The organism is Thalassospira sp. CH_XMU1458 (genome assembly GCF_037027205.1).
Taxonomy (GTDB): Bacteria; Pseudomonadota; Alphaproteobacteria; order Rhodospirillales; family Thalassospiraceae; genus Thalassospira; species Thalassospira tepidiphila.
Map to the genome: position 1 here is coordinate 1,023,286 of NZ_JAYMDW010000002.1, position 16,945 is coordinate 1,040,230.

Here is a 16,945-nt window from a genome sequence, read left to right on the forward strand (position 1 = left end):
CTGCACAGTGACTTTGCCCCAGACCAATACTGTCATCATCCGTGCAGCGGTGCGCGACGACCTTGATGGTCTTTGCGCCCTTGAAAGCGGCAATTTCGAAAGCGACCTGATTTCGCGGGCTTCTTTTTCGCGGTTCCTGCGTCAGGCCAGTGCGCGCCTTCTTGTCGCCGACGCTGGTGATGCCGATCATCCTGAAATTGTCGGGTATGGTTTGCTGTTGCTGCGCGCCAATACGGTTACAGCGCGGATTTACTCGCTGGCGATTGCCAAAGACTGGCGCGGCAAAGGTTTGGGCACACAGCTATTGGCTGGCCTTGAAAATCTGGCGATGGACGCGGGATGCACGCGCATGCGCCTTGAAGTGCGTGTGACCAACGAAACCGCGCGCAACCTTTATGAACGCCATGGCTATGTCCGGATTGCCGACCTTCCAGGTTACTATGAAGATGGTAGCGATGGCATCCGCCTTGAACACGCGCTTTATGACGGCGAAAGCGCTGTCAGCCCGGCTGTTGCCACCGGTGCGCCGCTGATTTTGGTCGACCGCCTGTCAGATCAACGCTTTGCCGTATCGGGGGCACGCGTGATGCGCGTGCGCGATTATCTCGCACTTGATCACGGTGTGCGCAACCGGCGCGTGATCAACCTGTGTCAGTCCTATGAATATCTTTCGCGCGGTTATTATTGCAGCCTTCTTGCGGCAGCCCGTGCAGAACGCGTCATTCCCGAGGCCGATGTTCTTTTGGATCTGAATTGGAAACGGCTTCAGAAAACTGCGCGTGCGGAACTCAGCCCGCAAATCATCGAGGCACTGGAAAAATCCGGCCAGACACCTGATCAGGCGCCGGATCATATCGATGTCTATTTCGGGCGAACTGCCAACAAGAAGTTTCGTCAGATTGGCGAACGCGCCTTTGATCAGTTCCGCTGCCCGATCCTGCGCCTGCATCTGAACAAGCAGGACCGCAGAATTTTGCGCGAAATCGAAGCCCCGTCGATCAGCCAGCTTGATGACGACAAACTTGTCGAGTTTGAGGCAGCATTGCGCGCCTATTTGCGCGGGCGTGTGCGCAAACAGGGTAACGTCACCCCGCCGACCGCCCTTGTCGCCATCCTGCATGATCCGGATGAAGTCCTGCCCCCGTCAGACAAGGAGGCGCTTGCCAATTTCGTGCAGGCCGCGTCCGATCTGGGGGCAAAGGCCGAACTGATTACGGCCAAGGATTTCCATCACCTTTCGGAATTTGATGCCCTTTTGATCCGCGAAACCACGGCGCTTGATCACCATACCTATCGCTTTGCCAAGCGGGCGGTAAAGGAAGGCATTCCGGTGATTGATGATCCAGACTCGATGCTGCGTTGTACCAACAAGGTCTATTTGGCCGAATTGCTGCGCACACACCGTATCCCGGCACCAAAAAGTGCGATTTTCGATAAGCGCCGCATTCCCGACATCGCAAAGCAATTCAGCTTCCCGTCGGTTTTGAAGGTGCCTGATGGCTGCTTCTCGCGCGGGGTGCGCAAGGTCAAATCGCCAGAACACCTGAACGAAGTCGCGACCGAGATGTTCAAGAACTCCGAACTTCTGGTCATTCAGGAATATGTCGAAACCACCTTTGACTGGCGGATTGGTGTTCTGGGTGGCGAGGCCATCTTTGCCAGTCGCTATTTCATGGCACCGGGCCACTGGCAGATCGTCAAACACGAAGATGATGGCAAAAGTTATGAGGAAGGCGGGTTTGAAACCCTTGCGGTCGAAGACGCCCCTGCCGACATCGTTGCGACGGCCCTCGCCTCTGCACGATTGATGGGCGATGGCCTTTATGGCGTGGATGTCAAGGAAACGCCGCATGGACCGATGGTGATCGAGGTGAATGACAACCCCAATATCGATGCCGGGGTTGAGGATGTGGTTCTGGGCATGGATTTGTATCGCCGGATCATTGCGCATCTTCTTGGCAAGATTGCGCGCCCATAAGGGCCTCAGCAACATTCCACAAAAGCAAAAGGCCGGGTTTTTACCCGGCCTTTTTGTCAATGAAGACAGCGGCTTGCAGTTTATCGCGGCCATAGCGCGCCATCAGATCAAACTCATGGCGCAGGATCGGCACGGACAGACAGTCACTGCCGGTATAGGGTTCATGGTCTTCGCCAATATCGGGATCACTGACATAGACAAACCGGTCGTCAAAGCCCGAAACCACCACCCAATGCGGAATTTTATCGCCATAAATGCGGTATTGGCTGATCAGGACCAGGGCCATTTTGCCCTGTTTGGTGCGTTCTTCGATCTCGGCAATGCCAAACGGGCCGGTCGTGACCGAAATACCGGCATCAAGTGCCTGACGGGCAAAGTCGTAATGAACCAGTTCGACCACTTCGCGGTTTTTCGGCTTTCGCACGGTATCAACGAATAACGGCCCGTCGCGACTGCTCAGCACTTCGACATCAAAGCCGCGCTTATGCGCAGCCAACGCCAAACCCAGCGGGCCACAGCCGCCATGCCCGGATGTCATGAAGATCGTGGTGGCTTCGCGCCACAGCGCGATCTCAAGATTACGATCAAGTTCGATATCCTGATCCAGCGCATTCATCGCCATCATTAAGGCCGCCGGACCACAGGTAAATGGCAGGGTCTGGTGATAGAAATGGATGGGCGATGGCAAATGCATGGCATTGGGAACCAATACCTTTTCCATGCGAAGCGCATTCGAATGATCGGGATAATAATCCGGATAAAGTGCAAATTCGCGATATCCGACTGCCTTGAAAAGCCGGATCGCATCCTTGTTTTTCTGGCTGACTTCAAGACGCAGGATCGGCGTGCCGAAATCAAGGCTGAGTTCTTCGGCCCGTTCAATCAGGGCACGGCCAATCCCCTGCCCGCGCTTATCGGGTGATACCGCCATCGAATAAAGGCGCGCGAGTGCGACGTTGCTGCGAAAAATCACCAGCGCGTAGCCAACAACAACGCCCCCGTCCCTGATGGTTTCCGCAACAGTCAAACGCGCGGTTTCACTGCCGACGAAACGTTTGAAGGCACGCCGGGTCAGTCGGTCGACTTCAAAGGACCGGTTTTCGATCTCGCACAGGGCGTCGAGATCATCGCTCTTTGCCAGTCGAAATCTGATGTTGGAAAGTTGGTCTGCGTTTGACGTCATACCGGTGCCACTTGATAAAACCATGCCAGATACAGCATGCGCGGACATATCGTCATGAAACGCACAAAAGCAATAGTGCAATTTATGCGATGCTCACTGCGTTTTTTGCACAGCAACGCACCGCATAACCTGCAAATTCAAACGGCTTAGCCGCGTGCTGCAATCCGTGGTGCCAGCGGCGCCATATCATATCCGGCCTCCGCCGCAGCCTTGACGATATCGCCAACCTGCATCTGCCCGGCATTGGCCAGCGACCACAGGATGGTGCAACGTGTGCCACTGCGGCAATAGGCAAAGATGGGCTTTTCGGCGGCGGCCAAATTGGCGGCAAAGGCATCCGCATCCGCGTCCGACACATTGCCGCTTGCGACGGGCTGGAAGATCGCCTTCATACCGGCAGCCTCGGCCTTGGCGGCGACTTCGGAAAATGACGGTTGCCCGGGATCTTCGCCGTCCGGGCGGTTGCAAATGATGGTTTTGAAACCGGCCGCAGCAATTTCGTCAATCGCAGCAAGCGGCATTTGCGGGGATACAGTCAGTTCATCACTCAGGCGTTTCATTTTTATATTCCGTTCGTCGTTGCTGGTCGCCGTGCCCACACGTCGGGCATCAACAGCACGTCTATCCAACATACCGCAGAGATTTACGGACGCCAGCATAACGTTCAAACAACAACAGATCGAACGGAATATTCCGGTTTCAAACGCCGTTTATTACCTTATTTGGAAAGCGGACAGGTCCGCAAACCAAACAGCATGTAAAGCGGGCAGAAACGCAGTGCCGCAGTCGCCAACATGACAACACCGGCAGCAATCATCACCCAGCCATAAACGCCATACGCCATGCCGCCACCTTCGGGCGCGGCCGAAACAAACGGAATGGCCAGCAAAACAACACCGGCAATCGCACGGACAACACGGTCCAGAGTTCCAACATTCGCCATAACTTCCTCCTTGGGAAAAGCTCTGATGGAGTGATTTATAACATTATAATCCAATCGATTACTTTGATACTTATCAATCGCCTCCATGCGGATCGGTACTTTGGCGGATGCCCTATTTCGTGGCTTGCCCAATGGTTGCGAGCATGTCAAAAGTTCAAAACCCAAATGATATCAAGCTCCTCAGGAAACGCGCAGATATGAGCAACACCGCAAAGGCCGTTTCGGATTTTCCGTCATGGCGTCAAACCAATCCGAATGGTTTGTTTTCAGACTGGCTGAAGGCATCCTGTGCGGATCAATGGCGTGCGGTAACCCACCATGTCTTTACCGATGCCTGGGGTGATGCCGCGCTTCCCAAGGCCAATCTTGAAAACTACCTTATTCAGGATCACCGGTTTATTGATCGGTTTGTTGCCCTGCTGGCCGCGGCCGTATCGCGTGCACCAAGCCTGAAGGATCGCATTCCGGGATGTCAGTTCCTTGCACTGGTCACGGGCGAAGAAAACACCTATTTCGAACGATCCTTTGCCGCCCTTGGCGTATCTGATGATGCACGTGAAAACATGCCGGACTGGCCAGCAACAGCAGCGTTCAAGCAGCTTATGAAAGACGCCACGGACAGCAACAGTTACGCCAATATGCTGGCCGTTCTGGCCGTTGCCGAGGGCACCTATCTTGGCTGGGCGGATCGGGTCAACAAGACCATCGCCAAACGCCCCGATGATTTCTGGTACGCCGAATGGATTGATCTGCATGTCGGGGTGTATTTTGAAAGTGTGGTTGCCTATCTGAATACCCAACTGGATCAGGTCGGACCGTCACTGCCAGAGGAAGACCGCGCCGAATGCCTGTCCTATTTCAAACGTGCAACCGATCTTGAATGTCAGTTCTTTGATACGGCATGGGAACCACAAGAATGATCACAATTCGTCCGTTTGCGAACAGTGATGCAAAGGCCTTGGTCGAGATTTATCGCCACTCCGTTACGGAAATTGGCCCCAACGCCTATAATTCCGAACAGGTTGCCGTGTGGGCAAAGCTTCTGCCGACGCCGGAACGGTTTATCGAAATCATGACAGATGGACGGTTCAGTCTTGTCGCGGTTGATGGCAATGATCAGGTTGTCGCATTTGGCGATGTCGAGGCCGATGGCCATATCGGGTTTCTGTATGCCCTGCCCGATTTTGCGGGCAAAGGTATTGTGACAAAGCTGTACGACGCGCTTGAAGCGCACGCGCGTAAACAGGATATCGGCAAGCTTTATTCCGAGGCCAGTGAATTTGCCAAATCCTTCCTGCTTAAACAGGGCTTTAGCGTTGTGGAGCGTCGCGATTTCGAAGTCGCCGGCGTACCCATCCACAATTACGCGGTTGAAAAGCGCCTGCGGGCACCACGCTGAACCAAATCACCGCATCACACACAAAAAAGGCTGCCATCCGGCAGCCTTTTTCCTAGTCGCGCAAGCCACGCTTGGCGGCCCCCAAAACACGATCGATAAACACATCCGACTGCCCGATATAATTTGCCGGGTTACGGATATGCACCCAATCAACCGGGGCGTCGGTCAGTTTTGGCAATTCATCAAACAGGTTCGATGCGTTTTCTGCCGACTTGGCGATGGCATCTTTGACCAGTTTATCTGCGGCATCACGGCCAAGGTGATCGGCCAGCGCAAATGTTGCCGCCTCGGCCAACATCGCCCCGCGTGACAGTTCAAGGTTTTCGGCCATGCGATCTGCATTGATTTTAAGATCCGGCACCATATCAACGGCTTGCGCAAGTGCCGCACCGGTTGCGGTAATGATCTGCGGCAAGGTCAACCATTCCAGAAGCCAGCTTGCCCCGCTTCGTTCATGATCATGCAATTGCGCCTGGGCAAAGGTACCAAGCAGCCCGGCATTGAAACGTGCCAGTGTCACCAGCATTTCCGCCTGCACCGGATTGGATTTGTGCGGCATGGTCGATGATCCGCCGCCCTTGCCCGGCTGGACCTCGGCAATTTCGGACTGGGCCAGCAGAACCAAGTCCTGCCCCATCTTGCCAAGCGCGCCGGTTAACGCTGTTAACTGGCTTGCGAAATCAACAAGGACGTCACGCTGCGCATGCCAGGGCATATCAGCAAGCGGCAGATCAAGTTCTTCGGAAAGATTGCTTTCGACGTCTGCGGCCTTCACCCCGATCGAGGCCAATGTGCCCGCAGCGCCGCCAAACGAAATCCGCAACAAATCCGATGACAGGCTATCAATCCGGTGATCAATCCGCACAAGCGGTGCGAGCCATCCGGCAGCCTTAAGACCAAAGGTGGTGGGCACAGCCTGTTGGGATCGCGTCCGCCCGATCATAACCGTTTTGCGATGGGTGTCGGCATGGGCAGACAGCGCCTTGGCCAATTTACGAATGCGGCGACGAATGATCGCAACCGCATCGCGCAGCTGCAGGACAAGTGCGCTATCAACCACATCCTGGCTGGTGGCGCCAAAATGGACATAGCGCGCATCTTCACCGCCAATTTCCGCCTTAAGCGCCTTAACAAGGGCCGGTACAGGCACACCGGCACTGGCCGTTCCAGCCGCAAGGCTTGCCGGATCGGGCGTAAAATCACGGCAGACTTCGGCGATGCGGGTGGCACTTTTTTCGGGGATCACACCTGCGCGCGCCTCGGCCGCGGCAAGGGCCGATTCAAAAAGCAGCATGGATGCAATCTGTGCCCGGTCATCAAACAGGGCCGCGATCTCCGGATCGGAAAACAGATTTCCAAGCAGGGCAGAGTCAAAGGGCGAAACGCTCATCAGGGTTCATCCACCGTTCAAACTGGTGTGAAATCAAGTCGATAGTGTCGCGCCAGCAACCATATTGGTCAATAACGCAAAAAGAAGCCCCTGCCCGACAACCGGCACAGGGGCACCTTTTTCAAGATCAATCAGCCATCCGCCTTAAACAGATTCAAGCGCAATCGCGATACCCTGACCGACACCAATGCACATGGTCGCCAGCGCCCGCTTGCCACCAGCACGTTTCATCTGAAGCGCAGCCGTGCCGGTGATACGCGCACCCGACATACCCAGCGGATGACCAAGGGCAATCGCACCACCATTCGGGTTCACACGCGCATCGTCATCGGCAATGCCAAGATCACGAAGCGTTGCCAACCCCTGTGATGCAAAGGCTTCGTTCAGTTCGATCACGTCAAGCTGCTCTGTCGACCAGCCGAGACGTGCGAGAAGTTTTTTCGATGCCGGTGCCGGGCCAAAGCCCATGATACGCGGCGCAACACCCGCAGTCGCGCCACCAACCACCCGTGCAATCGGGGTCAGGCCGTATTTCTTGACGGCTGCCTCCGATGCGATGATCAGGGCCGCGGCCCCGTCATTGACACCCGATGCGTTGCCAGCCGTAACCGAACCGCCTTCGCGGAACGGGGTCGGCAGTTTGGCAAGCTTTTCGGCCGTGGTGCCCGGACGCGGATGTTCATCCTTGTCCACAATAATGGCATCGCCTTTGCGCTGCGGGATGGTGACCGGGGTGATTTCCGCGCCCAGATTACCATTTTCCTGTGCGGCAACCGCCTTGTCCTGCGAACGGGCGGCAAAGGCATCCTGATCTTCGCGGGAAATCTTGAAGTCCTCGGCAACGTTTTCGCCGGTTTCGGGCATGGAATCCACGCCGTACTGTTTCTTCATCACCGGGTTGACGAAGCGCCAGCCGATGGTGGTGTCATAGATCTCTGCATTGCGCGAAAATGCCGACGTCGCCTTTGGCATGACAAACGGCGCACGCGACATGCTTTCAACGCCACCGGCAATCATCAGATCGGCTTCGCCCGATTTGATGGCACGCGCAGCCATAATGATCGCATCCATGCCCGAACCGCACAGACGGTTGACCGTGGTTCCGGTCACTGTTTCCGGAAGCCCTGCCAAAAGCGAAGACATACGCGCAACGTTGCGGTTGTCTTCACCAGCCTGGTTGGCACAGCCAAAGATGACATCATCAACAGCGGCAAAATCCAGATCCGGATTGCGGTCGATCAGCGCCTTAAGCGGAACAGCGCCAAGATCATCGGCGCGCACCTGCGACAGGCTGCCGCCAAAGCGGCCAATCGGGGTGCGGATATAATCGCAAATATATGCGTCAGCCATTTCTAAGATCCTTATTATTGCTCTTACTGCTGGTCCCCATGGGCCTTGGCGGTACGAGCATGCAGTTCACGCAGAACCTGCAATTCTTTCTCGGACGGGATCGCAGTTTCCGCGACTTCGTCGGCAAACTCAACATCCCAACCGGTATTTTCGATGATTTCTTCGCGGGTTACGCCCGGATGGATCGAGGTCACAACGAATTGCTTACCCACCGGATGCGGTTCCATGATGCAAAGATCGGTGATCAGACGCGATGGACCTTTGGTATCAACGCCGTAAGATGCACGGTCGTTGCCCCCCTTGCCGTGACCAAGCGATGTCACGAAATCGATCTTTTCGACAAAACCACGTTTGCTTTGCTTCATGACAAGAAACACTTCGCCACAGCTGGTCGCGATTTCCGGCGCACCACCACCGCCCGGCAGGCGGACTTTGGGGTTGTCGTAATCACCAATCACGGTGGTGTTGATGTTGCCATACTTGTCAAGCTGAGCCGCACCAAGGAAGCCAACCGAAATCTTGCCACCCTGAAGCCAGTAGCGGAACATTTCCGGCACGGCGACGGTGTTGACAGCGGTTTCGCACAGCTCACCATCACCGATCGACAGCGGCAGGACATCGGGCTTGGTGCCAATGGTGCCACTTTCATAAATAAGGGTAATGTCCGGCGCATGGGTCAAACGTGCCAGGTTGCACGCAGCCGACGGCATCCCGATGCCAACAAAGCACACATCGTCGTTTTTAAGCGCACGTGCGGCGGATACCGTCATCATTTCAGTCGGGGTATATTCAACCATGATTTTTCCTCCGCTTAGCCTTTGTTTGCTTCACGCTTGGCCGCGAAATCTTCGGGACCGCCATTAATGACATGCTCTTCGAGCCAGGCCTGGAACGTTTCGCGATCACGTGCAATCGGATCCCATGCCTTATAGAACGCGTTGTCGCGCTTATAATATCCTTGGGCGTAGGACGGATGCGCCCCACCCGGCACCTCAACAATCGCAGTCACCGCCCAGTTCGGCAGCATGACGGCATTGGGCGAAATATCACCGAAATCATCGACGATCTCTTCGACGGTGATGATGGATTTTTTCGCGGCCAGAACGGCTTCTTTCTGCACACCGACAATGCCTTCAAACAGGACGTCGCCCTTTTTGTTGGCTTTCTGGGCATGCACCACGGTGACATCCGGGCGGATCGCCGGAACAGCGGCCAGGCTTTCACCCGTGAACGGGCATTCGATGAATTTGATGTTCGGGTTCACGCGCGGCAGTTCCGCCCCGCGATACCCCTTGAACACCGCACAAGGCAGGCCAGCCGCACCCGCGTCATAGGCATTGGCCATCGCCGCGTGGCTGTGTTCTTCGATCTCAAGCTTGGTCGGCCAGCTTTTTTCATAGGCATCGCGCAGACGGTGCAACGAACCAACACCCGGGTTACCGCCCCAGGAAAAGATCAGTTTCTTGGCACAACCGGCCCCGATCAACTGATCATAGATCACATCGGGCGTCATGCGGACCAAGGTCAGGTTCTTGATGCCCTGACGGATAATCTCGTGCCCTGCGGCGTGCGGGATCAGATGGGTAAAGCCTTCCATCGAAATGGTGTCGCCATCCTTAACGCAGGATGCGACTGCTTCTTTAAGCGACATGAAACGTGCAACCACGGCAAAACTCCTGTGGCATCAATCCAAAACATTAGAAACGCGGGGCAGTTGCCCCGGTAGTGCAGGAAATTCAGGTCGATGGCTGCGACCGCCGGCTTTCCCCAAAGCAGCGGACGCAGCCATCGGACCAGATCGACTTACACGTCGAAGAACACGGTTTCCGCGTCCCCCTGCATGTGAATATCGATCCGGTATTCAATCCCCGTCGGGGTTTCGACACGCTTGGCAATCAGGGTGTCGCGACGATCCGCGGGCACCGACTGCAAAACAGGATCCTTGGCATTCAGATCCGCCTCGTCGTCGAAATAAAAACGGGTAAAGGCGTGAACCAGCATGCCGCGCATAAAGACGATGACGTTGACAAACGGCGCCTCGGCGTCGGCAACAACACCCGGCTTTACCGTATCAAACCAGAAGCGCAGCTTGGCATCGGTGCCGGTGCCGCTACGGCCAAGCCCGCGGAAACCGGTATCAGCCACATCAATCGGCTTTTCGTTGTAATTGCCGTCGGCATCGGCCTGCCAGATTTCGATCATCGCATCGTTGACCGGGTTGCCGTCGCCATCAAAGACGGTACCGGTGATGCGGATATGTTCACCCTTGGCATCCGGGCCGGCAACGGTCGGATCAGCGATGTCGGTAAAGTCGTATGCGTACTGGCCTGCGGTCAAGCCATAGGCAAAATACGGACCAACCGTCTGTGAGGGGGTTTCACCATAAGCCATGACTTAATTCTCCATCGGGGTGCCGTTGCGTCCACGCAGGACAATGTCGAACTGATAACCAAGGGCAAAGCCTTCCTCGGTCTTGTCGATCGAGAATTTGGCAATCAGCCGTTCACGGGCCGCTGCGTCCTCAGTCCCAAGGAAAATCGGGTCAAGATCAAGCAGCGGATCACCTGGGAAATACATCTGGGTCACAAGACGGGTGGCAAAACCCGGACCGAACAACGACAGGTGAATATGGTTCGGACGCCAGGCATTGAAGTGGTTGCCCCACGGATAGGCGCCCGGCTTGATGGTATAGAATTTGTAGTTGCCGTGATCATCGGTAAAGCAACGACCTGACCCGCGGAAGTTCGGATCGAGCGGCGCGTCATGCTGATCGACCTTGTGCACATAGCGGCCTGCTGCGTTCGCCTGCCAGACCTCGACCAGAATATTGGGTTGCGGACGACCATCGGTATCCATCACCCGACCATGCACAACAATGCGTTCGCCAAGCGGCTCACCATTGACGACACCGTTCTTGGTCAGATCGAAATCAAGCTCACGCACAGATGCGGGCGCAAAGCGCGGCCCGGTGCCTTCGGTCAGTCCCGATTTGATGGCAAGCGGTGCCTGGGTCGGACCACGCAACAGGGTCGATTTGTAACCAGGTGCGATATAGGGGGCGTGGGAGCCCCAGTCACGCGGTTTGAAGGTGGACATGAGGCTTACTCTCCCTTGGGTGACGCGTCTGATGCCGCGTCGATTTCGGCATAGGTTTGTTTGGCAATGCGGAAGGCCGTATTGGCAGCGGGAACGCCAGCATAAACCGCAACATGCATCAGGGTTTCACGGATATCATCGCGTGTTGCCCCGGTATTCAGGGTCGCGCGAATATGCATCGCAAGTTCTTCTTCGTGGCCAAGCCCCGCAAGCAGTGCGATGGTCACGATGGAGCGTTCACGCTTGGTGAAGGCGTCGCTTGTCCAGACACCGTTCCAGACATTCTCGGTGATATAGCGCTGAAAACCTTCGTCGATTTCCGTAATTTTTTGGGTGGCGCGATCCACATGTGCATCGCCCAGAACGGAACGGCGGGTTTTCATGCCAACGTCATACCGGCTCTCAGACAAGGTTCTTCTCCTTGGTAAATCGGTCGATCAACCGGGTCAGCAATTCCGGGGTTTCGATGCATGGCAGATGCCCGACCCCGTCAATCAATTCGAATTCGGCATTGGGGATCATTGATGCCATGGCGCGCACCACATCGGGCGGCGTTGCCAGATCTTCCGATCCACAGATACATAATGTCGGCACAGCAATTTTTCCCGCCGCATCGCGCAGATCACCATCGCGCAGCGCAATACAGGTTCCGACGTAACCCTCAACCGTGGTGCGCACCAGCATGTCGCGATACATCGCAGTTTCGAGAACCCGTTCCTTGCGGAAGGTCGGCGACAGCCAGCGTTCCATGATCGCATCGCCCATGGACGCAATCCCGTCCGCCTTGATCGCCTCGATCCGGGTGTTCCAGCTGTCATAATCGCCAAGCTTGGCGGCGGTATCACACAGGATCAACCCACGCACGCGGTTTGGCACCAGTTCGGTCACTTTCTGGGCGATCAGACCGCCAACAGACAGGCCGCAAATGATCACCTGATCAAGGCCAAGGAAATCAAGCAACCCGATCAGATCATTGGCATGCAGCGCGACGTCATAAGGCGCATCACCAATCCCCGACAGGCCATGCCCGCGTTTGTCATAGGTCACGATGTTGAACGTTGAGGAAAGCGCATCAACGACATCATCCCAGATGCGAAGATCCGTCCCCAGAGAATTTGCAAAGACCAGTGCCGGGCCGCTTTTCGGGCCTGACTGGCTGTAATGAATGTGTGTCCCGTTGACCGGGGCGACTTGCAGACTCATTATCGTTTCCACCCTGCTTGTTTGCCCTCACATTCGCAGATGGTTTTGGTTATGTAAAATGAGGAATTGCGTAATTTGCATAACTATATAATTATGCATGAACCAGCCATAAGAACATTCTAAACTGTTGATGTATAGGGCACCCATGCTTGATCAACGCATTAAATTCCGCCATCTGACCTGCTTTCTTGAGGTCGCGCGCCAACGCAGTGTCGTCAAGGCAGCCGATACACTTTCGATCACACAGCCCGCTGTTTCCAAAACCATTCGCGAGCTTGAAGAACATCTTGATGCGCGGTTGTTTGACCGATCAAAGCGCGGCGTCACCCTGACCGATTTCGGCAAGGTTTTCCTGCGTTATGCCGGGGCGAGTGTTACGGCACTTCGCCAAGGTGTCGACAGCATCAGTCAGGTCCGCATGCAAGGCGGACTTTCGATCAATCTTGGGGTTCTGCCAACGGTGGCCGCCAGCGTGATGCCCAACGCCATCCGCCATTTCAAAACGCTGAGCCCCGATACCACGGTCAAGGTCGTGGCTGGTCCGAACGTGATGTTGATGGGGCAATTACGCGTGGGGGAACTTGATCTGGTGGTCGGACGCCTGGCCGAACCCGATCAGATGTCGGGATTGTCGTTCATACATTTATATTCCGAGCACATTTCGCTGGTCGCCAGACCGGGCCATCCGTTGCTGGCCGACAAGAACCCGGACATTACCCGCATTCGCGAATTCACCGTTCTGGTACCGCCGAAACACGCGATTATTCACCCAACGGTCGACAAGATGCTGATTGCGCATGGCATTGGCGCCATTCCCGACCGTATCGAAACCGTTTCGACATCTTTCGGGCGGGCTTTTACGCGCGAAACCGATGCGATCTGGATCATTTCGAACGGGGCTGTGGCATCCGACATTGCCGAAGGGCATCTGGTCGAACTGCCGATCGACACCAGCGATACCTTTGGTCCCGTTGGCCTGACGACCAGAATTGATTCGCCAATTTCGCCGCCGGTTGAAATGCTGATCAATGCTGTGCGCGAAGAAGCACAACGTCATCACAGTGCACAGGCAGGGGCGAAAGGATAATCATTTGGTTATGGATATGTGCTTACATATCATTATACATAACCATCACGTACCGATTAGATTGCCTTTAATTCGACATGGCTGAAATGCGCCAAACGCAAGTCATGTGATAAAAAGAAGAACAAAAACAATAACAAAAAGAACTCTTGGAAAACTTCGCACGCTAGATGCGCATCGTGGCTGAACGTTTGTCAGCGCAATGAACGCGACAAGACGTTCAAAGGAGGAAGAGAATGAAACAGATCACCAAATTGCTTGCCGGTGCAGCTGTCGCGACGATGGTGTCGTTCGGCGCACACGCACAGGAAGTCACCCTGACCGTCCACCATTTCCTGGGTCCGAAAGCACCGGCCCAGTCGAAAATGATCGAACCGTGGGCCAAGAAAATCGAAGAAGAATCAAACGGCCGTATCAAGTTTGAAATCTTCCCGTCCATGTCGCTGGGCGGCAATCCGCCGGAACTGTATCGTCAGGTCCGCGACGGCGTGGCCGACATCGTCTGGACTCTTCCGGGTTATACCCCGGGCGTCTTCCCGCGCCTTGAAGTGTTTGAACTTCCGGGTGTTCACCTTGGCGATGCACGCGCAACCAACCTTGCGATGTGGGATCTTCGTGATGAATATGCCGAAGACCTTACCGATATTCACCCGCTTGCCGTTCACGTGCATGCCGGTCAGGCAATCCATCTGACCAGCAAGGAAGTCCGCACGGTTGATGACGTCAAGGGTCTGAAGCTGCGCACCCCGACCCGTACCGGTTCCTGGGTGATTGAATCCTGGGGTGCCGAGCCCGTTGGCATGCCGGTTCCGGCCCTGCCGCAGGCCATGTCACTTGGCGTGGTTGATGGCGGCCTGGTGCCGTTCGAAGTTGTTCCGCCGCTGAAACTGGCTGAACTGATTTCCTATTCTGTTGAAGGCGAAGGCGTAAATTCACGCTTTGGCACCTCGACCTTCCTGTTTGCGATGAACAAGGACCGGTACGAGAGCCTGCCCGATGACCTGAAAGAAATCATCGACCGTAACTCCGGCCGTGATTTTGCCGCTGAAATCGGTGACGTGTTTAACGGCGTTGAAGAAGTCGGCAAGCGCATGGTCAACGAAGGCAAAGGCCAGGTCGTTCAGATCACCGCTGCCGAAAAGGCAACCTTTGACGATGCGTCCGCATCGGTCGTTGATCGCTGGATCGAAGAAGCCAAATCCAACGGCATCGATGGCGCGAAACTTGTCGAAGATGCCAAGGCCGCTGTTCAGAGCCACACCAAGTAACATCCCGACGTTGCTGGTAAATCTTGTGGGGTCACGTATCATGGCGATACGTGACCCTCTGTTCCCGCAAGAATGTTAGAGATATGAAAAACGTGCTCTACAAGGCCGCTTCGTGGCTTGCTATTGCCGGTGGCATGCTTGCCCTGCTGATCTCGATTGTTACGATCGTAAACGTGACCGCCTTTGGTCTCGACAAGATCGCCCGGCTGTTTGATGCCAATGTCCCGGCCATCATCGGCTATGAGGACTTTGTCAGCATGATCGTCAGTTCGGCGGCGTTGATGTTTTTCCCCTACTGTCAGGCACATCGCGGCCATGTCGCGGTGGATGTTTTCATCAAGATGTTTCCCGACTGGTTTGCGCGGATGGTCGATACCCTGTCGTCCGTTCTGATGACTGCACTCGCCCTGTTCCTGGGGTATATGATGGTCAATGGCCTGATTGAAGTGCGCAGCGACAATACCCTTTCGGCAATTTTGGGCTGGCCGATCTGGCCGTTCTATGTCCCGGGCATCATTGCGATGTTCCTGTGGGCGGCAATTGCCGGAAACCAGATTTTCGAGAGAGAGGCCGATGTCTGAACGTGAATTGATCGGCCTTGGAGGCCTTGCCCTTCTCTTTGTCATCCTGGCACTGCGCGTGCCCGTAGGCCTTGCCATGGTCGGTGTCGGCATCGGCGGCAACTATGTGCTCAGCCTGTTTTTCCCGTTCCTGCGCTTTGATCCCTATCTGCAGCAGTTCAAATCCCTGCTGTACGGGATTGTGTCGAACTACGAACTGTCGGTCGTGCCGCTGTTTGTTCTGATGGGCTATCTTGCAAGTCAGGCCAACCTGTCGCGCGATCTGTTTCAGGGCGTAAACGCCATCCTTGGCCGTTTCCGGGGTGGTGTCGCCATGGCGGCCATCGGGGCGTGTGCCGGTTTTGGCGCGGTGTGTGGATCATCGCTTGCCACCGCATCGACCATGGGCAAGGTCGCCCTGCCCGAACTTGACCGCCTGAAATACTCCCCGCGCCTTGCCACCGGTACGCTGGCAGCGGGCGGTACGCTTGGCATTCTGATCCCGCCGTCAGTCGCCCTTGTGATTTACGCGGTCACGGTCGAAGCATCGATCATTCAGATGTTTCAGGCCGCCATCATTCCGGGCCTGATTGCGGTTCTGTTCTTTATGGCGGTGATTGCCATTCAGGTACGCCTGAACCCGTCACTGGCCCCGAAACCGGAACCGATGCCAGCCGCTGAGCGCAAAGAAGCGTTGCTGCGCCTGATCCCGGTGATGGTGATCTTTGGATCGATCATTCTGGGGCTCGGTGCCGGTCTATTTACCCCGACACCGGCGGCGGGCGTGGGCGTGTTCGCCATTCTGGTGTATGGCGTCTATATGCGCATTCGCGGCAAAGGCGGACTGACCTGGAAAGGTTTGCGCCAGTCGCTTAAAGACACCGCCATCACATCCTCGATGATTTTCTTCATCCTGCTCGGTGCAGAAATCCTCAAGGGCTTCTTTAGCCGTGCCAACCTTCCGGCCTATATGGCAGAGGCCGCCGCCACCAGTGGCTTTGATCCGTGGCTTGTGATGGTGTTGATGTTGCTTGCCCTGATCCTTCTGGGCTGCTTCATGGAAAGCCTGTCGATGATTGTCGTGGTCATCCCGTTCTTCTGGCCGGCCCTTGTTGATATCAATGGCGGCGACTGGGCGACGGCGGCAACCGCGGCCTATGGCATGGGGACCGAGGATCTGAAGATCTGGTTCGGGATCCTCGCACTCATTGTCGTGGAATTGGGGCTGATTACGCCCCCCGTCGGGCTGAATGTCTTCATCATTAACGCACTCGCCAAGGGTGTCCCGATGAGCCAGACCTTCCGCGGTGTGATGCCGTTCTTTGGCGCAGAGATCATTCGTATTCTGCTTCTGATCTTTGCGCCGATATTAACGTTGTTTGTGCCAACACTGCTTGGCAATTAGCGACGCTAACTGAACTCGGAAAAGCCCGCCCGTCATCTTGGCGGGCTTTTCTTTTGGTCGGTCCCAAAACACGCTAAACTGACGCC

Annotated in this window: 18 protein-coding genes; 7 read left to right on the top strand and 11 right to left on the bottom strand. The window is 55.7% G+C overall.

The genetic code is table 11. From position 1 onward, the window contains the following. The first annotated feature begins 7 nt into the window (after positions 1 to 7). A complete protein-coding gene (locus WBY09_RS12170) occupies positions 8 to 1,978 on the top strand; it encodes a GNAT family N-acetyltransferase (RefSeq protein WP_336232821.1) in 1,971 nt (656 codons plus the stop codon). A gap of 40 nt (positions 1,979 to 2,018) precedes the next feature. On the opposite strand, the gene WBY09_RS12175 is transcribed toward WBY09_RS12170, so the two are convergent. The 3 genes from WBY09_RS12175 to WBY09_RS12185 form a co-directional block, all read right to left on the bottom strand. Further along, a complete protein-coding gene (locus WBY09_RS12175; RefSeq protein WP_336232822.1) occupies positions 2,019 to 3,161 on the bottom strand; it encodes a peptidase C39 family protein in 1,143 nt (380 codons plus the stop codon). A gap of 146 nt (positions 3,162 to 3,307) precedes the next feature. Continuing rightward, positions 3,308 to 3,721: a TIGR01244 family sulfur transferase gene (locus WBY09_RS12180; RefSeq protein ID WP_008891887.1), complete on the bottom strand. Its 414-nt coding sequence runs from the start codon at positions 3,719 to 3,721 to the stop codon at positions 3,308 to 3,310. Positions 3,722 to 3,879: 158 nt separating this feature from the next. Beyond that, entirely contained in the window at positions 3,880 to 4,104 is a 225-nt protein-coding gene (locus WBY09_RS12185; protein ID WP_120225922.1) for a YgaP family membrane protein, read from the bottom strand. 197 nt (positions 4,105 to 4,301) lie between these two features. On the opposite strand from WBY09_RS12185, the gene WBY09_RS12190 reads away from it, so the two are divergent. Further along, the gene (locus WBY09_RS12190) at positions 4,302 to 5,024 is read left to right on the top strand and encodes a TenA family protein (RefSeq protein ID WP_336232823.1); all 723 of its coding nucleotides are present in this window, start codon (positions 4,302 to 4,304) and stop codon (positions 5,022 to 5,024) included. Further along, complete coding sequence (locus tag WBY09_RS12195) at positions 5,021 to 5,503, top strand: GNAT family N-acetyltransferase (RefSeq protein ID WP_336232824.1); 483 nt, start codon at positions 5,021 to 5,023, stop codon at positions 5,501 to 5,503. Before WBY09_RS12190 ends, WBY09_RS12195 begins: the two co-directional genes overlap by 4 nt. 52 nt (positions 5,504 to 5,555) lie before the next feature. Here the strand turns inward: WBY09_RS12195 and pcaB are convergent, their stop codons facing one another. The 8 genes from pcaB to pcaD form a co-directional block, all read right to left on the bottom strand. Then, positions 5,556 to 6,893: a 3-carboxy-cis,cis-muconate cycloisomerase gene (pcaB, locus tag WBY09_RS12200; protein WP_336232825.1), complete on the bottom strand. Its 1,338-nt coding sequence runs from the start codon at positions 6,891 to 6,893 to the stop codon at positions 5,556 to 5,558. A 144-nt stretch (positions 6,894 to 7,037) separates the two neighbouring features. Next, on the bottom strand, positions 7,038 to 8,243 hold the full coding sequence (gene pcaF, locus WBY09_RS12205) for a 3-oxoadipyl-CoA thiolase (RefSeq protein WP_336232826.1): 1,206 nt from the start codon (positions 8,241 to 8,243) through the stop codon (positions 7,038 to 7,040). Positions 8,244 to 8,266: 23 nt separating this feature from the next. Continuing rightward, the gene (locus WBY09_RS12210; RefSeq protein WP_008891893.1) at positions 8,267 to 9,040 is read right to left on the bottom strand and encodes a CoA-transferase subunit beta; all 774 of its coding nucleotides are present in this window, start codon (positions 9,038 to 9,040) and stop codon (positions 8,267 to 8,269) included. A gap of 14 nt (positions 9,041 to 9,054) precedes the next feature. Then, the gene (locus WBY09_RS12215; RefSeq protein WP_008891894.1) at positions 9,055 to 9,909 is read right to left on the bottom strand and encodes a CoA transferase subunit A; all 855 of its coding nucleotides are present in this window, start codon (positions 9,907 to 9,909) and stop codon (positions 9,055 to 9,057) included. Positions 9,910 to 10,046: 137 nt separating this feature from the next. Next, positions 10,047 to 10,634 carry a protocatechuate 3,4-dioxygenase subunit alpha gene (pcaG, locus tag WBY09_RS12220; RefSeq protein WP_336232827.1) on the bottom strand — a complete coding sequence of 196 codons (588 nt, stop codon included), beginning with the start codon at positions 10,632 to 10,634 and terminating at the stop codon, positions 10,047 to 10,049. A gap of 3 nt (positions 10,635 to 10,637) precedes the next feature. Beyond that, on the bottom strand, positions 10,638 to 11,339 hold the full coding sequence (gene pcaH, locus WBY09_RS12225; protein WP_336232828.1) for a protocatechuate 3,4-dioxygenase subunit beta: 702 nt from the start codon (positions 11,337 to 11,339) through the stop codon (positions 10,638 to 10,640). A gap of 5 nt (positions 11,340 to 11,344) precedes the next feature. Beyond that, positions 11,345 to 11,749, bottom strand: coding sequence for a 4-carboxymuconolactone decarboxylase (gene pcaC, locus WBY09_RS12230; RefSeq protein ID WP_008891897.1), 405 nt, complete (start codon positions 11,747 to 11,749; stop codon positions 11,345 to 11,347). Next, the gene (gene pcaD / locus WBY09_RS12235; protein ID WP_336232829.1) at positions 11,742 to 12,542 is read right to left on the bottom strand and encodes a 3-oxoadipate enol-lactonase; all 801 of its coding nucleotides are present in this window, start codon (positions 12,540 to 12,542) and stop codon (positions 11,742 to 11,744) included. The genes pcaC and pcaD overlap by 8 nt, the downstream gene beginning before the upstream one ends. A gap of 145 nt (positions 12,543 to 12,687) precedes the next feature. Between pcaD and pcaQ the strand changes: the two genes are divergently transcribed. The 4 genes from pcaQ to WBY09_RS12255 all read left to right on the top strand — a co-directional run bounded on the left by pcaQ (position 12,688) and on the right by WBY09_RS12255 (position 16,859). After that, positions 12,688 to 13,629, top strand: a complete 942-nt coding sequence (gene pcaQ / locus WBY09_RS12240; RefSeq protein WP_008891899.1) for a pca operon transcription factor PcaQ — start codon at positions 12,688 to 12,690, stop codon at positions 13,627 to 13,629. A 233-nt stretch (positions 13,630 to 13,862) separates the two neighbouring features. Beyond that, positions 13,863 to 14,894, top strand: a complete 1,032-nt coding sequence (locus tag WBY09_RS12245) for a TRAP transporter substrate-binding protein (RefSeq protein WP_063086897.1) — start codon at positions 13,863 to 13,865, stop codon at positions 14,892 to 14,894. An 83-nt stretch (positions 14,895 to 14,977) separates the two neighbouring features. Then, positions 14,978 to 15,475, top strand: a complete 498-nt coding sequence (locus tag WBY09_RS12250) for a TRAP transporter small permease (protein ID WP_336232830.1) — start codon at positions 14,978 to 14,980, stop codon at positions 15,473 to 15,475. Continuing rightward, entirely contained in the window at positions 15,468 to 16,859 is a 1,392-nt protein-coding gene (locus WBY09_RS12255; RefSeq protein ID WP_063086895.1) for a TRAP transporter large permease, read from the top strand. The genes WBY09_RS12250 and WBY09_RS12255 overlap by 8 nt, the downstream gene beginning before the upstream one ends. Positions 16,860 to 16,945: the final 86 nt, after the last annotated feature.

What these genes read in the sequence shown, in the direction of transcription:
- WBY09_RS12255 (WP_063086895.1), top strand. Translation starts at nt 15,468, where the DNA reads ATGTCTGAACGTGAATTGATCGGCCTTGGAGGCCTTGCCCTTCTCTTT.
- WBY09_RS12250 (WP_336232830.1), top strand. Translation starts at nt 14,978, where the DNA reads ATGAAAAACGTGCTCTACAAGGCCGCTTCGTGGCTTGCTATTGCCGGT.
- pcaD (WP_336232829.1), bottom strand. Translation starts at nt 12,542, where the DNA reads ATGAGTCTGCAAGTCGCCCCGGTCAACGGGACACACATTCATTACAGC.
- pcaF (WP_336232826.1), bottom strand. Translation starts at nt 8,243, where the DNA reads ATGGCTGACGCATATATTTGCGATTATATCCGCACCCCGATTGGCCGC.
- WBY09_RS12190 (WP_336232823.1), top strand. Translation starts at nt 4,302, where the DNA reads ATGAGCAACACCGCAAAGGCCGTTTCGGATTTTCCGTCATGGCGTCAA.
- pcaQ (WP_008891899.1), top strand. Translation starts at nt 12,688, where the DNA reads ATGCTTGATCAACGCATTAAATTCCGCCATCTGACCTGCTTTCTTGAG.
- WBY09_RS12210 (WP_008891893.1), bottom strand. Translation starts at nt 9,040, where the DNA reads ATGGTTGAATATACCCCGACTGAAATGATGACGGTATCCGCCGCACGT.
- pcaH (WP_336232828.1), bottom strand. Translation starts at nt 11,339, where the DNA reads ATGTCCACCTTCAAACCGCGTGACTGGGGCTCCCACGCCCCCTATATC.
- pcaB (WP_336232825.1), bottom strand. Translation starts at nt 6,893, where the DNA reads ATGAGCGTTTCGCCCTTTGACTCTGCCCTGCTTGGAAATCTGTTTTCC.
- WBY09_RS12195 (WP_336232824.1), top strand. Translation starts at nt 5,021, where the DNA reads ATGATCACAATTCGTCCGTTTGCGAACAGTGATGCAAAGGCCTTGGTC.
- WBY09_RS12180 (WP_008891887.1), bottom strand. Translation starts at nt 3,721, where the DNA reads ATGAAACGCCTGAGTGATGAACTGACTGTATCCCCGCAAATGCCGCTT.
- WBY09_RS12185 (WP_120225922.1), bottom strand. Translation starts at nt 4,104, where the DNA reads ATGGCGAATGTTGGAACTCTGGACCGTGTTGTCCGTGCGATTGCCGGT.
- WBY09_RS12175 (WP_336232822.1), bottom strand. Translation starts at nt 3,161, where the DNA reads ATGACGTCAAACGCAGACCAACTTTCCAACATCAGATTTCGACTGGCA.
- WBY09_RS12245 (WP_063086897.1), top strand. Translation starts at nt 13,863, where the DNA reads ATGAAACAGATCACCAAATTGCTTGCCGGTGCAGCTGTCGCGACGATG.
- pcaG (WP_336232827.1), bottom strand. Translation starts at nt 10,634, where the DNA reads ATGGCTTATGGTGAAACCCCCTCACAGACGGTTGGTCCGTATTTTGCC.